Source organism: Deinococcus malanensis (assembly GCF_014647655.1).
GTDB classification, from domain to species: domain Bacteria; phylum Deinococcota; class Deinococci; order Deinococcales; family Deinococcaceae; genus Deinococcus; species Deinococcus malanensis.
This window is the reverse complement of record NZ_BMPP01000005.1, coordinates 147,307-165,740: the sequence shown is the minus strand read 5'-3', so window position 1 is coordinate 165,740 and position 18,434 is coordinate 147,307. Positions and strand designations below refer to the sequence as shown.

Genomic DNA, 18,434 nt, shown 5'->3' with positions numbered 1-18,434 from the left:
GGGGATCATTGTTCCGCTCAGTTGCGCAGCGGCTTGCCGGTCTTGAGCATGTGTTCGATACGTTTCTGGGTGCCTTTCTTGCCCAGCAGGGTCAGGAAGGCCTCGCGCTCCAGGTCCAGCAGGTGCTGCTCGCTGACCTTCGCGGTGCGGTTGTTGCCCACGCCGCCCGAGAGCACCCGGGCCAGTTCGTTGCTGACCACCAGGTCGTACTCGGTGACATAGCCGCCTTCCTTCATGCCGTACAGGGCACTCTTGACGGCCCCGATGGCAGCGTCACCCATCACGGGGATGTCGGTGCGGGGGGTGGGCTGCACGTAGTCGGCCGCCAGGGCCAGCACCTGACGCTTGGCCTCCTCCAGCAGATGGTTTTTATTCATGACCACGACGTCGTGGTCGTGCAGGAAGCCCAGCTTACGGGCCTCCAGGGCGCTGGTGGACACCTTGGCCGTGCCAATCAGCTCGAAGGCACGCTGCACGGCCGGCAGAAGCGCGGCGCCCTGCTGCTGCCCGGGCTGCTGCTGGTCGGTGAAGCGCATCAGCATTTCCTTGGTGCCGCCGCCGCCGGGAATCAGCCCCACCCCGACCTCCACCAGGCCCATGTACGTTTCGGCGCTGGCCACGATGCGGTCGGCGTGAAGGCTGAACTCGCAGCCACCGCCCAGCGCCAGACCGAAGGGAGCGGCCACGGTGGGGTGAGGGCTGAAACGCAGGCTGGTGGTGACCTGCTGGAACTGCTTGATCTGGTCGTCGAGCTCGTCCCACTCGTCGGCCTGCGCCTGGGCCAGGACCAGCGGCAGGTTAGCCCCCGCGCTGAAATTCTCACCCTGGTTGCCGATCACCAGACCCGCGTAGCCAAGCTGCTGCACCGCCTTGTGGCCTTCCTGGATCATACGCAGCTGATCCTCGCCCAGAGCATTCATCTTGGCGTGCCATTCGACCAGCAGCACGCCGTCGCCCAGGTCCACCAGGCTGGCGCCGGGTTTTTTCTTGATCACGGAGGTGGCGTCCTTCTTCAGGTCCGTCAGGATGAAATAGGGCGCCTGATATGGGGTGGGTTGGCCGGCAGGCGTCACGGTCTCATTGCCCTGATAGAACGACGCCCGTCCACTGTCCTTCATGGCCTGCAGCAGCGGGGGCAGCGTGCGGCCCTCGGCTTCCAGGTTCGAGATGACCTGCTGCACGCCCACGGTATCCATGGTCTCGAAGGGACCCTGCTCCCAGCCGAAGCCCCACTTGAGGGCGTTGTCGATGTCCTGCAGGCGGTCGCTGACGTGACCGGCCATCTTGGAGGCGTACCAGAAGCCGTCGTTCATGACGCCGCGCAGGAAGTCTCCTTCCTTGCCCTCGGCACCGTAGAGGCTCCTGATGCGCTCGGCCAGCGGGCGGCCCTTGACGGCTTCCACGGCCGCGACCTTGACCTTGCCCTGGTCCTCGTACTCGAAGGTGTGAAGGTTCAGGTTCAGGATCTTCGTCTTGCCATCCGGGCCCTTGGTCTTCTTATAGAAGCCGCTGCCGGTCTTGTCCCCCAGGAACTTCTTTTCCTCGACCAGGGTGCGGAAGGCCGGCGTGAGGGTGAAGTCCTCGTCCTCGGGCGTGGCTTTTCCGAGGTCGCTGGCCACGTGGGAGATGATGTCCAGCCCCGAGAGGTCAGCCGTGCGGAAGGTCGCGGAGTTGGCGCGCCCCAGCACCGGCCCGGTGAGCTGGTCGGCCTCGGCAGGGGTCAGTCCACTCTTTTTCAGGTGGGCCATGGCGCGCATGATGCCGTACACGCCGATGCGGTTGGCCACAAAGCCCGGAACGTCGTTGGCGATCACGATGCCCTTGCCGAGGGTCTTCTCGCCGAATTCACTGAAGGCGGTCAGGACCTCGGGGGCGGTCTTCGGCGTCGGGATCACTTCCAGCAGATGCAGGTAGCGGGGCGGATTGAAGAAGTGCGCGCCCACGAAACGCCGCTGGAAGTCCTCGCTGCGGCCCTCGATCTGCAGGTGCATGGGAATACCGCTGGAGTTGGAGCTGATGATCGCGCCGGGCTTGGCGACCTTCTCGACCCTTTCCCACAGGTCGCGTTTGGCGTCGAGCTTCTCGATGATCGCTTCTAGAATCCAGTCGGCGTCCTTCAATTTCTTCAGGTCGTCCTCGAGGTTGCCGACTTCGATCAGCCCTGCGCGGCTCGCGTCCATAAAGGCAGCGGGCCGGGCTTTCAGTGCGCGCTGCACGCCCTGCCTGGCCAGGAAATTGCGGTCGGGGTTGTCCGGCAGCACGATGTCGAGCAGCAGGACCGGAATGCCCGCGTTGGCCAGCTGGGCGGCGATGGCAGCGCCCATCACGCCGGCACCGATCACGGCAGCGCGGTGAATCTTGTAAGGCTGATTTTTCATGCGACCTCCGGGGTAAAGCTCCGCAAAATTGGACTAAGTGCAATTTTAGAGGCCGGTGTGCCGCTTGTCCACCAGCCAGCAAGAAGAACGGGGGTAGTTCTCCGGAGCAGTTCTCCGGAGCAGTTCTCCTCCCCGCCTGGCAGATGAAGTCCAGCTTCAGGCCGAAACACCCTCCGGTGGCGCAAGTGTGAAGTGGACTTAGGGCCCCTCACAGGGTCGTGTCCTTCCGGGTCGCCACTCTGGAAAAGGCAAAAGAGCACCGACAAAGGAGGGAAGACATGAACGCAGAGCAGGTAGCACGAGGCCTCGGCTGGCTCAGTATCGGCCTGGGCGCCGTGGAACTCGCAGCCCCCGGGAAGCTGACCCGTTTCCTGGGTGTCCAGGACCAGTCCACCCTTGTCCGGGCGTACGGACTGCGCGAAGTTCTGGCTGGCGTGGGCATCCTGGCGCAGCCTTCAGCGGTAGCCTTCTGGGTCTGGTCGCGGGTCGCGGGCGATGTCCTGGACCTGGGGACCCTGGGCCTGGCCCAGCCGGAGAATCCAAATGGCCGCAAGCGTACCGCCAACACCCTGGCGGCCCTGACCGCCATCACGGTGGTGGACGTGCTGTGTGCCCGGGCCCTGAGCCATCCTGAACCGCCGTCTGTAAAAGACCGGCTGCTGCGAAGGGGGAACCGCTGATGCCCGACCACGAGACTAGCGTGCGTGACCTGAGCCCGCAGAACTCCAGCCCCGGCGAGCGCCTGCTGGTCGGTGCCCTGGGACTGGGGCTGATCGTGCTGAGCGTGGGGCGTCCCGGACAGGCCGGAGCCCTTGTGGCCACCGGTGGGGCGCTGCTGCTGGCGGGCGCCGCGATGGGACGCGGGGTCGGAGACGCCATGGTGGGTATCCACCGGACCAAGGATGACGCCATTGCCGTCGAGCGGGGCATTACCATCGGCGTGGAGCCCGATCAGCTGTATGTCTTCTGGCGCAACTTCGAAAACCTTCCGCAGTTCATGGACCACCTGGAATCCGTAGAAGTACAGGACACCGAGGGCAACCGCTCGCACTGGGTCGCCAAGGCGCCTGCCGGCACCCACGTCAAATGGGACGCCGAGGTGACCGAGGACGTGGCCGGTAAGCGCATCGCCTGGCGTTCCCTGGAAGGGTCGCAAATCTGGACCGAGGGGCACGTGGAGTTCCGGCCCGCACCGGGAGACCGGGGCACCGAGGTGCATGTCGCGCTGAAATACCGCCCGCCCGGCGGCACGATGGGCGCGACCATCGCCCGGCTGATGGGCGAGGAACCCGCCGTGCAGGTCGGTGAGGACCTGCGGCGCCTGAAACGCATGATGGAACTGGGCCAACAGCCCACCACCGAAGGGCAATCCAGCGCCCGCAAGGGTGCCGTGAAAAAAGCGGAGGCCAAGATGTACGACAACCGGAGAACCTCATGAAGGCGCTGGTCTGGCAGGGCATCAACAAGGTTGCGGTAGAGCGCGTGCCCGACCCCGAGATCCTTCAGCCCACCGACGCCATCGTGCGGGTGACGTCCACCGCCATCTGTGGTTCGGACCTGCACCTCCTCGACGGCTACGTGCCCAGCATGGTCCACGGTGACATCCTGGGCCACGAGTTCATGGGCGAGGTCGTGGACGTCGGCGCCGACGTCCGCAAGATCAAGGTCGGCGACCGCGTCATCGTGCCCTTCCCTATCGCCTGTGGCAAGTGCTGGTACTGCCAGAAGGGCCTGACCTCGCTGTGCGACAATTCCAACCCCAATCCCCGGCTGGCCGAGACGATGTGGGGCCATGCGTCATCCGGCATCTATGGCTACTCGCACATTACCGGTGGCTATGCTGGCGGACAGGCGCAGTTCGTGCGCACGGTGTTCGCCGACGCCAACCTGTATAAGGTCCCGCAGGGCCTCAGCGACGATCAGGTGCTGTTCCTGACCGACATCCTGCCTACCGGCTACATGGCGGCCGAGAATTGCAACATCCAGGAAGGGGATGTCGTGGCGGTATTCGGCGCCGGGCCAGTCGGACAGTTCTGCATCCGTAGCGCGTTCCTGCTCGGCGCCGGACGCGTGATTGCCATCGACCGCTTCCCTGAGCGTCTGGAGCTGGCACGCCGCGCGGGAGCAGAGACCATCAACTACGAGGAAGACGAGGTCTTCGAGCGGCTCAAGGTTATGACCGCCGGCCGTGGTCCGGACAGTGTCATGGACGCGGTGGGCCTGGAAGCGCATGGCACCGGGTTTCTCGGTGTGGCCGACGCTGTCAAACAGACCACCCGTGTCCTGGAAAGCGAGCGGCCGCACGCACTGCGCGCCGCACTGATGGCCTGCCGCAAGGGGGGCACGGTGAGCGTGCCTGGCGTGTACGGTGGTCTGGGCGACAAGATTCCGCTGGGCGCGTTCATGAACAAGGGTCTGACCATGAAAACCGGGCAGACCCACGTGCACCGCTACCTGGATATCCTGACTGACCACATCGTGCGCGGCGACATTGACCCCACGCAGGTCATCACCCACCGCATGAGCCTGGACGAAGCGCCCCATGCCTACCACATCTTCAAGCACAAGCACGATGGATGTATCAAGTGCGTGCTGGACCCCTGGGCCGATCCCAAGGATCATGCTCCGGTGAAGTAAAAGCTTTTCCCGATTACAAGCCACAGATGGGTCGCCAGAAACAGGGAAGTTGTGTTGTTCTGCGGCCCTGTTCTTTGGTCTCGATGTGAGAGGCCAGCATTCCGTTTATTTGGCTGGGGAGTTTTCCAACTCGAATTCAATTCAGATCGAATTAACTGAGCCTATATAACTCCATGACGCCCAACATCAAACTGGCAGCCTGATTCACGGGCTGCCAGTTTTATTGCGCTGCGACTTGCCAACTCCGGGGCCGTAGGCCCCGGCCTTATTCCTTGCGGGTCACGACCACGTCATAGGTTGTGGTGCCCGGGCGCTGCTTGACCGTCAGGTTGGCAGTGGATTCGTCAGCCATAGAAAACTTGCCTACGATCTGCTGGCGCGTGGTCGTTGTCTCGTCTGCTTCGTAGCCAATTGCCTTGAGCTGATTGGCATAGAACTCGTAGACGCGGTTTAGGCCCAAGGCCGACTTGAACGAGGATTTCCAGGTAGCGGTCGTCGTGGCCACTGGCACAGGCGGCGTTGCGACCTTAGCCGAGATCTGGTACTGCGCCACGTCCGTGACCCAGTCTTTCGAGGGCAGTGGCTTGACGATGATGGACAGTGCCTGGGCCAGTCCGTTCTGTCCGCCACGAACCGTTACAGTAGCAAAGCCGGTGGTTTGGTCTTCCTTGAACTGAGCAATGTCCTCAAGATCCAGCTCGGTCTTGCTGGCAACCGCAAGCACCTTATTCAGGCCCGCCGGTCCAGCAATGTCGAAGGTAAACTTGTCTTCCTTGCTGGGGAAGCTCTTGGTCGTATTTGCCTTGATAAAGTTGGCGCCACTCGTGAACTTGTTCGGGAGAATCAGATCGACATTGCCTTTCTGATCTACATTGAACAGGTAAACGTAGGCATCCTGTGTCGTCTTCACATTCAGCGTCATGCGGTCGCCCGCAACGTAGGTCGGCGTTTTCGTCCCAGTCGGATCTTTGGCGGTCCAGACACTAACCTTAAGTGGCGACGCCACAGGATTGACGATAATGCTCTGCGTCGTGATTTTGGGTGAGGTCTGGGCTAAAGCCACCGAAGCGCCTGCTGCAAGACCGAGGGTCATCAGAATGTGTTTCATGGTTTCACAGTGACACACGCAATATGACTGAATCTGAAAAACTCCTAATGGTCTTAAGAGGTTATCTGGCTTCGACTTTTAAGGTGCCTGCTCAGAGCAACAGGACAAAAAAATGGAAAACGGACGCCCGGTCAATGCTGATCGCTAACAATCAGCAGGCAGCCTGTACAGGCTGCCACGCTTGTCAGAGCTGTATTGCGGCGGACGAGAGCTTTATAGGGCCCTGGGATCTCCTCGACTCTCCTCGCCCCTCTCTGCTGTCAGCTCCAGAGTCAGGCAGTGTGTCGGCACGCCCGAAGCGGCGCATAGTTCCGAGCGTCACAACGGGTTCGTGGGCTATGACGCCTGTCCTGCTCCTGTTCGCCACGACACAAATAGGTCCAGGCAGTAGAGACATGGTGTGCCTCCAGCCCGGACCTCAGCAGGTTTTATTCCAGCCGGGGCATACTCCGCCCACGTCAGTCGCCTTAGCGGATCACTCCGTTGACCCCGGCCGGGAAGAACCCGCCTCTGGGTGCCCCGGGAGCCAGGTACACGATGTTCAGCACCTCGCGCGGCAGGCGGCTGAAGGCCACAGCATTCGCGTCGGACAGCACGATATTCGCGTCGCCCGGACGGATCGGCTCCGTGATGCCTTGGTCCTTGTCCCGCGGGCCATCGGCCAGATCCCGGAAGTCACTGATGGCCTTGGTCACCGCCGCGACGGTCAGACCAGCTGCCGCTTCCTCGTTACGGCGGTCGTACAGCATGCTGCGAATGGCTCCGGCGTGGTAGCCCTCGACTGCCAGGATGCCGGCCGCCTGCTCCAGCACTCCCCCTGGACGGTCATCATTGATCAGTGGAGAGGCGCCCTTATAGGCACTTACGCCGACGTCTTCAAAAATGTATGCGCCGTGCAGGAAGAAAAGATCGTTCAGGAAGGGGTTGAAGCCCTGAATCCGGCCCGCACTGGCAGCCCGCGCCGCCATTTCGAAAGCTCCTCCGAGGTCCAGAGCCGGCCGCGCCACAGGCGTTCCACCCAGTGCCGTAATGGTTTGAATCAAAAATTTGACGTGGGCGATCTCATCGGTGGCCAGTTCGTTGGCGAAATCACGGATGTCACCAGACTGAAACGGAACCGGCCTGAAATTGGCGGGAAGGCGGATCTCAGCATTGCCGCCCAGGGCCTGAATCTCGGCCAGACGCCCGGTGGCCGCGGCATAGAAGGCGCCTTCCAGGTATTCCAGGTTCAGGGCGAAGTTCAGGACAGCGGCGTCGACGCTCGCAGCAGGCATCCCGGCCAGACTGGACAGGTTGAGCAGGCCCGGCGCGCAGGACGTGACAGTGGCGCCCAGGCCCAGCAGGCCGAGGGTCCGCAGCACCTGACGGCGGGACGGGGATTCGGAAGGGGTCGGTGTGGCGACTTGGGTCATGAAGTACCTCCGGACAGGGGTGACAGGAGCAGGGGAAAGCAGCGAATGGGCGGGGTAAGGGCGGCCCTACCGGAGCCTGCCGTTGATCCCACTGGGGTAGAACCCACCCGCTTCGGCACCTGCACGCTGATATACGATGTTCAGTACTTCGCGCGGCACACGGCTGAAAACCACACCGTTGGCATCGGTCGGAACGATGTTTGATTCCCCGGGCCGGGGTGGCTGGGCAATGCCCTGGTCCTTGTCGCCGGGACCGTCAAGCGTGTCGCGCAGGTCGCTGATGGCCTGCGACATGGCGGCCACGGTGAACTCGGGGGCCACTGTCAGGCCACGGCGCTTGTACAGCTGGAAGCGTGCCGCGCCCATGTGGTAGCTCTCGACCGCCAGAATGCCGGCCGCCTGTTCGAGCACGCCGCCCGGCTTGCGGTCGTGAATCAGTGGCGAGGCACCCTTGTAGGCGGTGACGCCCACGTCTTCCAGGGTGTGGCCGGCCAGCAGGAAGGAGACCTCATCGGCGAACGGATTGAAGTTGGCGACCTTACCTCCCGTGGCCGCGGCCACGGCGGCGGTAAAGGCCGGACCGGCGTCCACCTCCGGCCGGGGAATGGGGGTGCCGCCCAGCGCCCGGATGGTGGCGATCAGAAAGCGCACGTGCGCCAGCTCGTTGGTGGCCAGCTCATTGGCAAAGTCACGGATTTCAGCGGACTGAAAATTCATGGGTGTCAATCCGGTCACGCCAGCAGGCAGGCGGATCGGGGCGTTGCCGCCCAAGCCCTGCATTTCGGCCAGACGTCCGGTGGCGGCCAGATAGAATGCCGTCTCCAGGTATTCCAGGTTCAGTGCGAAGTTCAAGACGTCCACGTCAATGTTGGGCTTGTCCCGCCGCGCCGTGAAGCTGGGCGCACAGCCCACCAGGGCGACGCCTGCTCCGGCGAGGCCCACGCCGCGCAGGAACTGACGCCGTGTGCTGCTGGCCTGCGTGAGGTCTGAATTTCCCTGTGATACGTCCATACCGTCCTCCAGGTGGAAAAGCCCGTCTCAGGCTGCGAAGTGTCTGGTTGCCAACCATGCCGCTACGACCCGGCGACCACATGCATGCACAGAGGCCCCAGAAAGGGGCTTCCTGGCAGAACACGGCGAGAGGCTCCGGGCTGAAACTTTGCTACTTCAGCCACCGTATGGGATGGGCCGGTTGTGCACAACGGGAGACCATTCATCTGCTGTTGAGCCCTGCTTCAGCGGCCGATCACGAATTGTTACCGAATAACACTTCAGTGCTTGTGAGGTAGAGAAGGAACAGCTATTCAGAACCGTTTTCCTGGAGGCAGTTCAGGGAGTACGAACTCCCCACAACACCTCACCCAGCGAAAGAAAGAACAGGCTGGAGGCCAGCAGCGCAATCGGAAAAAGCATGAAGGCCTGAAGCTTGAGAACCTTGATGCGCTGATCTGCCCAGGTCCATAGAAACAGGCACAATCCGCCGGTCATCACCGCCGCGACCAGGCAGTACCAGAAGGGCAGCTGAGCGGTCAGGGGGTTCTCGATTGAACTGAACTCATGGCAGGGCTCCTCGGGCGGCATTCCGGACAGGGGGCGCTGAACGCCGTCAGCCGGGTCCGGCCCTAATCTAGCGGGATTGTGATCGCTTATGGAATTACATTGGCTCCGCCAGAATTTCAGCCCTACCGGCTCAGGAGGTGACCCGCGCCACACGCTCGGCCACGGAGAGCACTTCCTTGGGGTGCAGCACGCCTTTAAACCACACCACCCGGTCTCCAAAGTCACTGGGGTCGACGCCGGCCTTTTCCAGGTTCAGCCGCTCGGATACGCAGACGATGACGTCGGTGCGCTCGGCCTTGCGGAGCAGCTCGAATTTTTTGCGCAGGTATTCCGGGCGCCAGTACCCTACGATTTCCACCAGCACACTCCGTTGGCCGTCAACCAGCCGGAAGTCCGGCAGAATGACCCCGCCCGGCACCGGCACAAGATCGACCTCGCGTTCCAGGGTCCAGGTCGTCTCAGTTTTGACAAAGCGCTCGGCGAAGCCGGACTCCAGGGCCGAATCATGTTCCTCGGGCGGCTTGTAGTGGCTGACATAGCCATCCTCACTGGTGAGCTGGAAAGACCATTCGTCGTCCCCTGGATCGACCCAGGCCAGATCCTTGCGGGGTTTGAGGGCCGCGCTCAGGTCCCACTTCGTGACATGCAGCAGGGCCGGCAGAAATTTCGCCATAGCCAGCCCATAGCGGGTCGTGCCTCCGAACAGCGAGGTCGGACCGTCGAGCGTCAGCGTAAAGCCGAAGTTCGCATCTCCCTCGACCGTGACCATCAGGCCAAAGAACTTAAGGTATTTCAGCAGCTGCTTGTAGCGGGCCGGCTCGTTGCGCCGCGCCGTGATCACCAGCTCATAGGCGCGGTACAGCATGCCCTGCGCCTGGGCCAGATCAAAGCGGTGAATCAGCTCCAGGGGTGCCGGCGGGTCAAACGCGACCAGGGTCTGCTGATCCGGCAGGTCCGCGTACAGGCTGGCCTGCACCTCTGCGGGTGAAAGCGCGTGGTCCTGCGACAGGCTTCTGGCTGCCTGCTCCAGAATCAGCGTGGTGCCTTTGCGGCTGGGTACCTGCGCCTGGGCCAGCTCGAACACCCTGGAGCGCACCTGGACCGGTTCTATGGTTCCGCCGGCCTCAAAGGCGCTCATGTTGGTCAGCAGGTGTGCCAGACCACGCAGGACCTTGAAATCCTGCCGGCCCGCTTCCAGGGTACGCAGATCGTCATCGAGTTCCCAGCGGCGCCGGCCGATATTGGCCTCAAACGTCTCGATGAGGGTCTGCGCGAGCCCCAGGTTGGCAGTGGTGGGTTTGAGGCGCCGGGGCTCGACGATGCCGGCCTTGACGCGGAACATCAGCAATTCAGTGGGGAGCATTCAGGTCCCCATAGTCGATGTCACTCCCTGCCTGCCCAGGCTTCCACTGCCCCCGGCGCTGCTGGCTGACGCGTTCCTCGCTGGTGCCCTCGGTGATCACCTCATACAGCACCGCCGTCTTGCCTTCGGCCTTGCGCAGAATTCGGCCCAGCCGCTGGATATGCTCGCGCTCGGTCGCCGTGCCGGACAGCACGACCGCCACACTGGCCTCCGGCACGTCTACGCCCTCGTTGAGCACGCGGCTGGTCACCAGGATGCGGTAGGCCCCGCTCCGGAACTTCTCCAGCAGACCGTGCCGCTCCTTGACCGGCGTCTGGTGCGTAATCGCCGGAATCAGGAATTCACGACTGATCCGGTAGACGGTGGCGTTGTCGTCGGTGAAGATCAGGGTCCGCTCGGCCGGATGGTTGGCCAGGATCTCTTCGAGCACGCGCAGTTTGCCCTCAGTGCCGTAAGCCAGGCTGCGGGCCTCGCGGTGGGCCAGCATGGCCGTGCGGCCCTGGGGGGTGCCGCTGTTCATCACGAACTGCTTCCAGCCCTCCAGGGTTCCCAGCCGGATGCCTGCGCGGCGCAGGAAGTCGTTGCGGGTCCGAATGCACTCGTCGTAGCGCCGCTGCTCGTTCTGACTCAGCCGCACCCGGATCACGACTTCCCGGTAGTCCGCCAGGGTATCTCCGGCAAGGTCCTCAGGAGCGACCTGATACACCACAGGTCCGATCAGGCCGTCCAGATCCCGTTCCCGGCCATCACTGCGCCTGGGCGTCGCGGTCAGGCCCAGGCGGTAGGGGGCCAGGCCCATCTGCGCGATGACCCGGGTGTAGTCACTGGGCAGGTGGTGGGCTTCATCGAAGATCTGCAGGGCGTAGCGGCCGGCCAGCGTCTCGGCATGAATGGCTGCAGAATCGTAGGTACTGACCAGCAGCGGCGTTTCATCGTGGCTGCCACCACCCAGCAGCCCCACCTGCGCGTCCGGAAACGCCGCAATCAGCCCCGCATACCACTGCTGCAGCAGATCCAGGGTCGGCACGCAGATCAGGGCCGAACGCGGCGTATCCCGCAGGGCCAGCTGGGCTACCAGGGTCTTCCCGGCTCCGGTCGGCAGCACGACCACGCCGCGCCGGCCGGCCTTCTTCCAGGCCTGAAGCGCCTGCGTCTGATGCGCGTAGGGGGTCACGTCCCGGGCATATCCGAGTTCAAGTTTTGAAAAACCGGCCGCGTCATCCCGGAAAGACAATCCGGCCTCCCGTAAGCCCTCCACGATCTCGCGGTACGCCTGCCCCGGTGCACGCCAGGACTGACTGCGCGCGTCCCAGGTAAAGTGGTCCATCACGGCGTCAGGCACGCCATGCATCACGAGCGTGCCCCGGTCGAGCCGCAGGGTGGGGGCCATCTGGGAATATGCTAGCGACCATAAAAAACGGCATGGAGGCGGTGGACACGGTTTGCAGTGACGGTGCAGAAGTCCGTGTCGAGCCTTGAGAGCGGCTGCGCCTGGGCCGGGGGTGGTTGAGCCTATCCCGTACCAGGCAACTCACCTTCTGATGCAGGCCAGCTCAACACACTGTACCGGGCGCCGATTAGTTCCTTGCAGCGGCCCGGATGCTCCTCCACATCTCCGCAGTCTTCCCTCTGCAGACGGCCGGTTTTTCGAGCTCCAGGCCCCGAGTTTTTACCGGAGCCTGCATCGAACATGATGGGCAGGTCATCCCCACACCAGAGTGTGTACATCAGAGGACGCCAAAGTTCTCTGTATGTCTTTCTTCTATTCTTCTGATGTTGCGGTAAGCCATAGCTTGTGGGCGTGTGCTCAGATAAGGAGTTACAAATGAAAAAAGCCCTTGCGATGTTTGCGGTCGCCCTACTTTCGATGGCTTCTGCGGCATGCCCTGCGAAACCCGGGTACGCTGCCAATGGTCTGGTGAAACTCCCGGCTGGCGTGAATCTGACGTGCGAGGGCGCCGTTTATCGTGAGTTCAAATCGCTGGTAACCGGTGAAGGCTGGGGCGAGGTTCTGTACGTACCACGCACCAGTCAGGGCGCCGCCAGCCTGACCAAGATCGTGAAGATGATCACGGCCAAGGGCTATAAGGAAATTTCACGGAAGAAAACTGAACAGATGCTGATTATCCGGTTTAAGAAAAACAATGTCGTTCTGACTTCGATCCGGTCTGAAGACCGTGAAGCGATGTATATGGTGCTGACCGGGAAGTAATCCAGGAAGGTCAGCCCTGGTTGACAAGCCCTGGATACGACGGCTGAACGTCCGCATAAACGAACCAGGGTCCCGCAGAAAGTACTGTGGGACCCTGCTCAGGAGAAGGGTGTTCCGGAGAAGGTGGGAATTTTAGCGTCTTGCCGACACGCAGGTATTGGCTGAGCTGTAACCGTCGACGTTGAGAGTGCACGATCGGCTGACCGCTGATCTTCTGCATTCATGTTGCTCTTTTCTGGCCATTCAGGGGAGCAGGTTCAGGTGCACAGGTTGAAAAGGCAGCTAGAAAAAGGAGTTGGCACCATAACGGCTCCGAAAGTTCACTGCGCCGTCTTGGTGCGGCCGAAGTGAATCTTATTGGTCGCGCAGGTTAGGACAGGCGCTGGGGTTTCCATAACACTGACGTCCGAATCGACGCAGGTTCATTGTTGGTGCTGTTTCCCGAGACTGCCGTAAAAGGGTCGCAGTCAAGGCAGCCACATGATGCCGTACTCACCCAGGACCTTCTCGAATAAAACGAAAAACTCCGTACAAGACGGAATTTGTTTAGTGGGCGGTATAGGACTTGAAGCTACGACCTCTCGTGTGTGAAATAACATCCACCCCCCTCACCCACAGCCGCCCAGGGTCATACACCGTCACCTAGCGCGCCTTTCCCCCTCTCCCTGTTCACTCAAGGTCGCTCGGAGCCACCTTCGGTTGCAGAAACGGTTGTAAAACCTGTGGTACTTCAACCTCTACTCCCGCTGTCCCCGAGTAGCTGATCCAACGTCAGGGCGGCCTTCTCGCGGTGCGAGGCGTACACGTGCGCGTACGTGTCCAGCGTGAAACTCGGTCGGCTGTGGCCCAGGCAGTCAGCCAGATGCCGCACGTCAATCCCATTCGCGATCAACATGGTCGCGTGGATGTGCCTGAGCGCGTGCAACGTGATGGGCGGCAGACCACTCTCCTTGATCACAGCCTTCCAGTCCCGGTCCAGGTTGCTGGGCGAGATCGGCGTGTCGTCGACCGTCCCGAAGATCAGGCCCTGACCGCCCCAGGTCTCCGGGGCGCTGCAGCCTTCCTCCAGAAAGTAAATCTTCCGGCGCTCAATCAGCACCCGTAGGGTGTCCTCGTTCACGGGAATCTGCCGCCAGCCTTTCTCGGTCTTGGGTTCGTTGAAGGTCAGCTCGCCGCGCCGCATGCCGGTCGTGAAGGCCAGCTGCCTGGACATCGGTTACCTGAAAGCCACGGGCTCACAGCACGAATCGGTCGACTGAACGCCCTTACTGGTGGCGACACCGACCTGGGCGACCCAGTGCACGCTGCAGAGGGCAGGACCGTCACCGCTTCCTTCTGGCATAAGGAAATTGGTGCCATCGTCCTGATTGAGCACCCCGACGGCAGCGAGGCGCATTACTGGCATCTGCGGGACATCCATGTGCGGAAAGGCCAGTACGTCAACGCTGGTGACCTGATCGGCCAGATCGGCAAGGGTGGGCGCGGTCAGTGGTTCGCTTATCTGCACTTCGGTGTTCGCAAGAAGGCTGGCCAGTTGCCGGCTGATTACTGGCCCAGTACGCACATCAAAGACCCGGTGAAGTGTGCCGAGTTCATCCGGGAGCATTACTACGATCTCCTGGCCTGGCTGGAAGCGAGGAACGCGAAAAAGCGGATTGAGGACCTGCAGGCCCAGAGGGGCGAACCAACACGCGTGCTGATGAATGAACAGGAGATCACCGGCCAGCTTGTACAGTTCCCGGCCAACGGCGTGACTGTGAATGCCCGGACGAACCTGGTGCACGTGTACGTAAACGACCCTCACTCGAACGGCGTTCCTTCACTGCCGCCCGGCAAGTAAGGCCAGGTGGCATCAATCGTTTGAAGTCGCTTCCTGAGCCGACTGTTCGCGTAGTTGGTGGGAAATTTCCTTAATGCGGACCAGCAAGGCGGCCTGTTCATCCAGAAATACCGGCGGATGCTGTCGGAGTTGTTTGAGTTGGTCCATGGAGTGCTCATCACCCAGGCTTCTGGCAAGCCTGTATGTGCTCGCCCAGATCCGTGTGATCAGCTCATCCAGCATCCCAGCAGCATGCCTTCTGGCATCTGACCCGCTATAGCCCCCTTCTTCACTGGGCTAAAGGTTGGTCGCATCCAGCCGTAGGGTCTGCTCAACGGCCCTACGATCGCTCCTCATTTTCCAGTCAATCTCGCCAGGTGCTGCGGGGTGGCAAACGCGACAGCCAGCAACGAGTTACAAGCGCCTGTGGATCGGCTTGGGTTGCCCATAGTCCGCTTTCACACGTGCGCTGAGCGCCTGATTGATCGAAGAAAACTCTTTGATCACGGATTGACGCTCATCCGGAGTTTCAGGAGCAGGACCAGCCTGCAAGCTCCGTAAGCGGGCCATCATCTCGTGATCGTCAAGGTCCCGCGCCAGCTTCAAGGCCAGCTCCATGGCTTGTTTCAGGAGTGATGGCGGCATCCTCCATCTTACGGCGTTTATCCGTTGCCTTTGGCCCTCTCCCGGCCCCGCTTCGGTGGGGCCGCGCCCTTAGGAGTTCACCATGACCCAGCAGCCCCATGCCACCCGCGCCGACATCGAAGCCATTTTGAAAGCCCGTCGCCTGGCGTCCGTTGAGGCGGTCAGCATTCCTGCGCTGCCACCTATGAAGACCGATGAACCCAAGATGGTCACCGCGCAGGTCGAATCGTCCCTCACCGAGCTGACGATCACTCAGCCGGCCACCCTGCCAGTCGTGGTCGTCGCGCCTGAACCGAAGGTGGATGACCTGAATGTCGAGGAAATGTTGGAAGATCACCTGCCGATCCTGATTGCCGACGTCATCGAGATCGCTGCGCCACCGTTCCGGTTCGAGGAGGTCGTCAAGCTCGGTCAGTCCGTGTCCGAGGCGGTCAAGATCGGACTGCCCCAGGTACAGAAGCTCGAAGCCCGCGTACTGGTGGTCGCGACCGCACGGTACGTCTGGCGGAAGTACGGTACGCCGCCGAGCATCTGCCTGCCGCGGCTAAGCCTTTCGCCGGGGTCCTGGAGTCGTTCATGGTTTCCGGCATCGAGGCGGCGTACCAGTTTGCCGTGAAGCGCAAGAAGTGACGTGACCGACGTCAACCAACCCGCACCGGCGTAAAAGCCGTACTTCCTGCAGACTTTGCGGATGTCTGGGAGAAGTCCGAACCGGACTTGATGCATGCCTATGTCATAGGGGAAGAGAGGAAGCACAGCAGCTACTTTGTGTGTTGCCCAGGGTGCTCGCAGGTCCTGACCCTGAACACGCAGAATGAAGCCACCAAGCCCCGCTGGACGGAGACTGGCTCGCTAGAGGAAGGCACACTGACCATCCGGGCAAGCATTTGGCACACCCCTGATGGTTGCGGCTGGTATAGCTGGCTCAATCAAGGCATCTTCACGAGTGTCTGACTACTGGACAACTCAGGCGTTTAGCTACCCTTAAAGTTTGCTTATTTAGCAAACATTTCAACTACATTCAAGAAATGGTAATCGTCTATACCGCAGTGCTTGTTGGCCTCAGCCTTCTCGCTTTGTGGTTGTATGTCACCACCCCGGAACGGTTACCCGCACCGCGCCTACGGTCAGCTCCAAAGTATCCAAGAAGGAAGGCACCTCCCGCGTCTTCATGGGAGAGACGGACGCTGATTCGGATGCAAGTTGATCATGCCATTTGAACGAACGTTGACAATCAGCCAGGAGTAGTCCAAAGCCCCACTCCGACCTAATGCCGGGATGGGGCATTTTTTGGTGTGGGAGGATGTCAGCTGTTCGGACGCTTTTCTTTAGGGATCTCCAGTGCAGTTCGGATGCGCAGTCGGATGTTCATGCGGTGGGTTGCCTAGACGGGTCAAGCTGACCCTAGCCACTCTTTCAGTCTGACCCCGCCCCTCACCCCGTGGCCAGAGGTTACACCCATGCCCGCACGCCATCCCGTCCTGCTCAGCACCGCCCTGACCCTCCTGCTCGCCGCCTGCGGTCAACAGCAGGCCGAGCAACCTGCCGAAGTCGATCCCTACGCCAACGGCGCGAATTACCCCTGGTCCTACATCGCCCCTGAAGGCCGCCTCACCACCCTGAGCCTCACCCCCGGCGAGAACAACCTGTACTTCGAACCCATCCTGGCCGCCTCCAACGGCTGGGGTCCCGTCGAGATCGACCGCAGCAACGGCGAACAGGCCGCAGGGGATGGCAGAACACTCTCCATCAACGGGAAGACGTATACCCGCGGGTACGGTGTTCATGCGGGCAGTGAACTACGCTTCAGCCTGAAAGGGACCGGAGCGAACTGCACCCGGTTCACCGCGGATGTCGGGGTAGACGATGAAGTCGGCAAGAAAGGCAAGGTCATCTTCCAGGTGTTCCTGGACGGCGTCAAGGCGTACGACAGCGGGACGATGAAAGGCAAGGACCCGGCCAGACTGGTGGACCTGGACATCACTGGGAAACAGGAACTGAGGCTGGTGGTGACGGACGCTGGGAACGGCATCAACTACGACCATGCTGACTGGGCGCAACCCAAGATCTTCTGCGTGGCCACCACGCCCCCCACGACCCCGAACGTGCAGATGAGCCTGGATCCGCAGGAACTGCTGCTCTTTCACAAGCACAGCGCGAACCTGAAGGCGACCTTCTCGTCAAACGTGAACCTGGGCGGCCCGCTGGATCTTCGCCTGGAAAAGGCCGGCACCTACGGTCTGGATCTGCAACTGGTGACCACCCAAGTGGACTTCAGCGGTCCCGGGACCGCGACACGCGACATTACCATCGCTGCACCCAACGGGTTCACCAACAGGAGTGAGGATTATCGCGCCCCGTACCGGCTGATCGCCAGCCGCAATGGGCAGGACGTGGCGAGCGCGCTGGTAACGATTGACGTGAGGCGCCTGGCCATCACAACACGCTTCGAGCCGGCCTCCTTAAGTGGCCGGGGTGGAGAGACAAAGCGAGTGACGGTCGTCGTGACCATTGATCCTCCTCTCGACGGACCAGTGGGACTTGGCGTGTCCTTCGGATCGCCTGGCATGTGGACGACCAGCATTGCCCAGATCGTGAACATCAGTCCAAGCCGGGGCGATGGTGGGACCATGATGGCCGACATGGACATCCTGTTTATCGACAATCCTGGGATTCCGGATACCGCCCTTGTCAGAACCTTCTTTATGGAGGTGTATGTGGAAGGCATCAGGGGATACCGGACGGCGGGCTACGAGAACCGGTTTGTGTCTCTGGAACTGAGACTCATTCGCTGACCCGTATCAGAACAACTTCAATCCGGGCCACAGTGCAATCGCTGTGGTCCGGGTCATGCTTTTAAGACCTCCTCACTTCAGGTGAGCCGTCAGACTGCCCAGCTTCCATTTTGGGAATGGCTTCTAGCGCCTTGACCCAGCCCACTACTGCGTGTCTGACCGTCAACTTGTTCCTTTCTTCAGGCCATTGCAGCAGATTCATCAACCTGCACCCGGTACTCCAACGGGTATTTCTCCACAACCCAGTCCTGCTCACGGCGGGTCCAGACCAGCAACTGGCCTGCCGCAGTCCCACATGCGGTTCGGGCTGCAGCTGCTGACGCGTAAGGACCGAGGTGCCGCACGATCTCCCCTGTCTGCGTATGAACCACAGTGACGTAGACCTTGGGCGTGTGACAGGGCATCCCGGGAGCCTATCAGCACCATCATCCAGCGATTTCAGCCATCGGTTGCAAAGTCGGTTGTGAGGCCCCGTAACCACTCTTTGTAGCACGAATAACAAAAG

General features: G+C 61.6%; 19 protein-coding genes. 8 read left to right on the top strand and 11 right to left on the bottom strand.

All coding sequences use genetic code 11. The annotated features are described in order from the left end of the window. Positions 1-17 precede the first annotated feature (17 nt). Positions 18-2,378, bottom strand: a complete 2,361-nt coding sequence (locus IEY49_RS07685) for a 3-hydroxyacyl-CoA dehydrogenase/enoyl-CoA hydratase family protein (RefSeq protein WP_189006204.1) — start codon at positions 2,376-2,378, stop codon at positions 18-20. A 278-nt stretch (positions 2,379-2,656) separates the two neighbouring features. Between IEY49_RS07685 and IEY49_RS07680 the strand changes: the two genes are divergently transcribed. The 3 genes from IEY49_RS07680 to IEY49_RS07670 are packed head-to-tail and all read left to right on the top strand — an operon-like array spanning position 2,657 to position 5,015. After that, complete coding sequence (locus IEY49_RS07680; RefSeq protein WP_189006202.1) at positions 2,657-3,058, top strand: hypothetical protein; 402 nt, start codon at positions 2,657-2,659, stop codon at positions 3,056-3,058. Continuing rightward, positions 3,058-3,816 (top strand): SRPBCC family protein, encoded by a 759-nt coding sequence (locus IEY49_RS07675; protein WP_189006199.1) that lies wholly within the window; start codon positions 3,058-3,060, stop codon positions 3,814-3,816. Before IEY49_RS07680 ends, IEY49_RS07675 begins: the two co-directional genes overlap by 1 nt. Next, entirely contained in the window at positions 3,813-5,015 is a 1,203-nt protein-coding gene (locus IEY49_RS07670; protein WP_189006196.1) for a zinc-dependent alcohol dehydrogenase, read from the top strand. The genes IEY49_RS07675 and IEY49_RS07670 overlap by 4 nt, the downstream gene beginning before the upstream one ends. A gap of 265 nt (positions 5,016-5,280) precedes the next feature. Here the strand turns inward: IEY49_RS07670 and IEY49_RS07665 are convergent, their stop codons facing one another. The 6 genes from IEY49_RS07665 to IEY49_RS07640 all read right to left on the bottom strand — a co-directional run bounded on the left by IEY49_RS07665 (position 5,281) and on the right by IEY49_RS07640 (position 11,848). After that, positions 5,281-6,123, bottom strand: a complete 843-nt coding sequence (locus IEY49_RS07665) for a DUF4384 domain-containing protein (protein WP_189006193.1) — start codon at positions 6,121-6,123, stop codon at positions 5,281-5,283. Between the two features lie 467 nt (positions 6,124-6,590). Next, a complete protein-coding gene (locus IEY49_RS07660) occupies positions 6,591-7,535 on the bottom strand; it encodes a ferritin-like domain-containing protein (protein WP_189006190.1) in 945 nt (314 codons plus the stop codon). A 66-nt stretch (positions 7,536-7,601) separates the two neighbouring features. Beyond that, positions 7,602-8,546 carry a ferritin-like domain-containing protein gene (locus IEY49_RS07655; protein ID WP_189006187.1) on the bottom strand — a complete coding sequence of 315 codons (945 nt, stop codon included), beginning with the start codon at positions 8,544-8,546 and terminating at the stop codon, positions 7,602-7,604. 318 nt (positions 8,547-8,864) lie between these two features. Further along, positions 8,865-9,116 (bottom strand): hypothetical protein, encoded by a 252-nt coding sequence (locus tag IEY49_RS07650; RefSeq protein WP_189006184.1) that lies wholly within the window; start codon positions 9,114-9,116, stop codon positions 8,865-8,867. A 109-nt stretch (positions 9,117-9,225) separates the two neighbouring features. Next, complete coding sequence (locus IEY49_RS07645) at positions 9,226-10,458, bottom strand: DUF790 family protein (protein ID WP_189006181.1); 1,233 nt, start codon at positions 10,456-10,458, stop codon at positions 9,226-9,228. Next, on the bottom strand, positions 10,445-11,848 hold the full coding sequence (locus IEY49_RS07640) for a DEAD/DEAH box helicase family protein (RefSeq protein WP_189006179.1): 1,404 nt from the start codon (positions 11,846-11,848) through the stop codon (positions 10,445-10,447). The genes IEY49_RS07645 and IEY49_RS07640 overlap by 14 nt, the downstream gene beginning before the upstream one ends. Positions 11,849-12,283: 435 nt before the next feature. Between IEY49_RS07640 and IEY49_RS07635 the strand changes: the two genes are divergently transcribed. Beyond that, positions 12,284-12,670 carry a hypothetical protein gene (locus IEY49_RS07635; RefSeq protein ID WP_189006177.1) on the top strand — a complete coding sequence of 129 codons (387 nt, stop codon included), beginning with the start codon at positions 12,284-12,286 and terminating at the stop codon, positions 12,668-12,670. Between the two features lie 730 nt (positions 12,671-13,400). Here the strand turns inward: IEY49_RS07635 and IEY49_RS07630 are convergent. After that, positions 13,401-13,883 carry a site-specific integrase gene (locus tag IEY49_RS07630; RefSeq protein WP_189006174.1) on the bottom strand — a complete coding sequence of 161 codons (483 nt, stop codon included), beginning with the start codon at positions 13,881-13,883 and terminating at the stop codon, positions 13,401-13,403. 84 nt (positions 13,884-13,967) lie between these two features. On the opposite strand from IEY49_RS07630, the gene IEY49_RS07625 reads away from it, so the two are divergent. Further along, positions 13,968-14,510, top strand: coding sequence for a M23 family metallopeptidase (locus IEY49_RS07625; RefSeq protein ID WP_189006171.1), 543 nt, complete (start codon positions 13,968-13,970; stop codon positions 14,508-14,510). A 12-nt stretch (positions 14,511-14,522) separates the two neighbouring features. On the opposite strand, the gene IEY49_RS07620 is transcribed toward IEY49_RS07625, so the two are convergent. Further along, entirely contained in the window at positions 14,523-14,732 is a 210-nt protein-coding gene (locus IEY49_RS07620; protein WP_189006168.1) for a hypothetical protein, read from the bottom strand. A gap of 171 nt (positions 14,733-14,903) precedes the next feature. Beyond that, positions 14,904-15,134, bottom strand: a complete 231-nt coding sequence (locus IEY49_RS07615; protein WP_189006165.1) for a hypothetical protein — start codon at positions 15,132-15,134, stop codon at positions 14,904-14,906. A gap of 82 nt (positions 15,135-15,216) precedes the next feature. Here IEY49_RS07615 and IEY49_RS07610 point away from each other — a divergent pair, with 82 nt between their 5' ends. The 3 genes from IEY49_RS07610 (at position 15,217) to IEY49_RS07605 (ending at position 17,929) form a co-directional block, all read left to right on the top strand. Then, the gene (locus IEY49_RS07610) at positions 15,217-15,750 is read left to right on the top strand and encodes a hypothetical protein (RefSeq protein ID WP_189006162.1); all 534 of its coding nucleotides are present in this window, start codon (positions 15,217-15,219) and stop codon (positions 15,748-15,750) included. A 104-nt stretch (positions 15,751-15,854) separates the two neighbouring features. Beyond that, a complete protein-coding gene (locus tag IEY49_RS21875) occupies positions 15,855-16,088 on the top strand; it encodes a ubiquitination-like system serine protease family protein (RefSeq protein WP_373291875.1) in 234 nt (77 codons plus the stop codon). A gap of 506 nt (positions 16,089-16,594) precedes the next feature. Continuing rightward, positions 16,595-17,929: an NPCBM/NEW2 domain-containing protein gene (locus tag IEY49_RS07605; RefSeq protein ID WP_189006159.1), complete on the top strand. Its 1,335-nt coding sequence runs from the start codon at positions 16,595-16,597 to the stop codon at positions 17,927-17,929. Between the two features lie 179 nt (positions 17,930-18,108). Here the strand turns inward: IEY49_RS07605 and IEY49_RS07600 are convergent, their stop codons facing one another. Beyond that, positions 18,109-18,333: a hypothetical protein gene (locus tag IEY49_RS07600; protein WP_189006156.1), complete on the bottom strand. Its 225-nt coding sequence runs from the start codon at positions 18,331-18,333 to the stop codon at positions 18,109-18,111. Positions 18,334-18,434 lie beyond the last annotated feature (101 nt).

Bases quoted from the DNA above. Each gene is read 5' to 3' on its own strand.
- IEY49_RS07630 (WP_189006174.1), bottom strand. From the start codon at position 13,883: ATGTCCAGGCAGCTGGCCTTCACGACCGGCATGCGGCGCGGCGAGCTG.
- IEY49_RS07675 (WP_189006199.1), top strand. From the start codon at position 3,058: ATGCCCGACCACGAGACTAGCGTGCGTGACCTGAGCCCGCAGAACTCC.
- IEY49_RS07620 (WP_189006168.1), bottom strand. From the start codon at position 14,732: ATGCTGGATGAGCTGATCACACGGATCTGGGCGAGCACATACAGGCTT.
- IEY49_RS07650 (WP_189006184.1), bottom strand. From the start codon at position 9,116: ATGCCGCCCGAGGAGCCCTGCCATGAGTTCAGTTCAATCGAGAACCCC.
- IEY49_RS07670 (WP_189006196.1), top strand. From the start codon at position 3,813: ATGAAGGCGCTGGTCTGGCAGGGCATCAACAAGGTTGCGGTAGAGCGC.
- IEY49_RS07660 (WP_189006190.1), bottom strand. From the start codon at position 7,535: ATGACCCAAGTCGCCACACCGACCCCTTCCGAATCCCCGTCCCGCCGT.
- IEY49_RS07615 (WP_189006165.1), bottom strand. From the start codon at position 15,134: ATGCCGCCATCACTCCTGAAACAAGCCATGGAGCTGGCCTTGAAGCTG.
- IEY49_RS07655 (WP_189006187.1), bottom strand. From the start codon at position 8,546: ATGGACGTATCACAGGGAAATTCAGACCTCACGCAGGCCAGCAGCACA.
- IEY49_RS21875 (WP_373291875.1), top strand. From the start codon at position 15,855: ATGCATGCCTATGTCATAGGGGAAGAGAGGAAGCACAGCAGCTACTTT.
- IEY49_RS07680 (WP_189006202.1), top strand. From the start codon at position 2,657: ATGAACGCAGAGCAGGTAGCACGAGGCCTCGGCTGGCTCAGTATCGGC.
- IEY49_RS07645 (WP_189006181.1), bottom strand. From the start codon at position 10,458: ATGCTCCCCACTGAATTGCTGATGTTCCGCGTCAAGGCCGGCATCGTC.
- IEY49_RS07685 (WP_189006204.1), bottom strand. From the start codon at position 2,378: ATGAAAAATCAGCCTTACAAGATTCACCGCGCTGCCGTGATCGGTGCC.
- IEY49_RS07635 (WP_189006177.1), top strand. From the start codon at position 12,284: ATGAAAAAAGCCCTTGCGATGTTTGCGGTCGCCCTACTTTCGATGGCT.
- IEY49_RS07600 (WP_189006156.1), bottom strand. From the start codon at position 18,333: ATGCCCTGTCACACGCCCAAGGTCTACGTCACTGTGGTTCATACGCAG.
- IEY49_RS07605 (WP_189006159.1), top strand. From the start codon at position 16,595: ATGCCCGCACGCCATCCCGTCCTGCTCAGCACCGCCCTGACCCTCCTG.
- IEY49_RS07640 (WP_189006179.1), bottom strand. From the start codon at position 11,848: ATGGCCCCCACCCTGCGGCTCGACCGGGGCACGCTCGTGATGCATGGC.
- IEY49_RS07610 (WP_189006162.1), top strand. From the start codon at position 15,217: ATGACCCAGCAGCCCCATGCCACCCGCGCCGACATCGAAGCCATTTTG.
- IEY49_RS07665 (WP_189006193.1), bottom strand. From the start codon at position 6,123: ATGAAACACATTCTGATGACCCTCGGTCTTGCAGCAGGCGCTTCGGTG.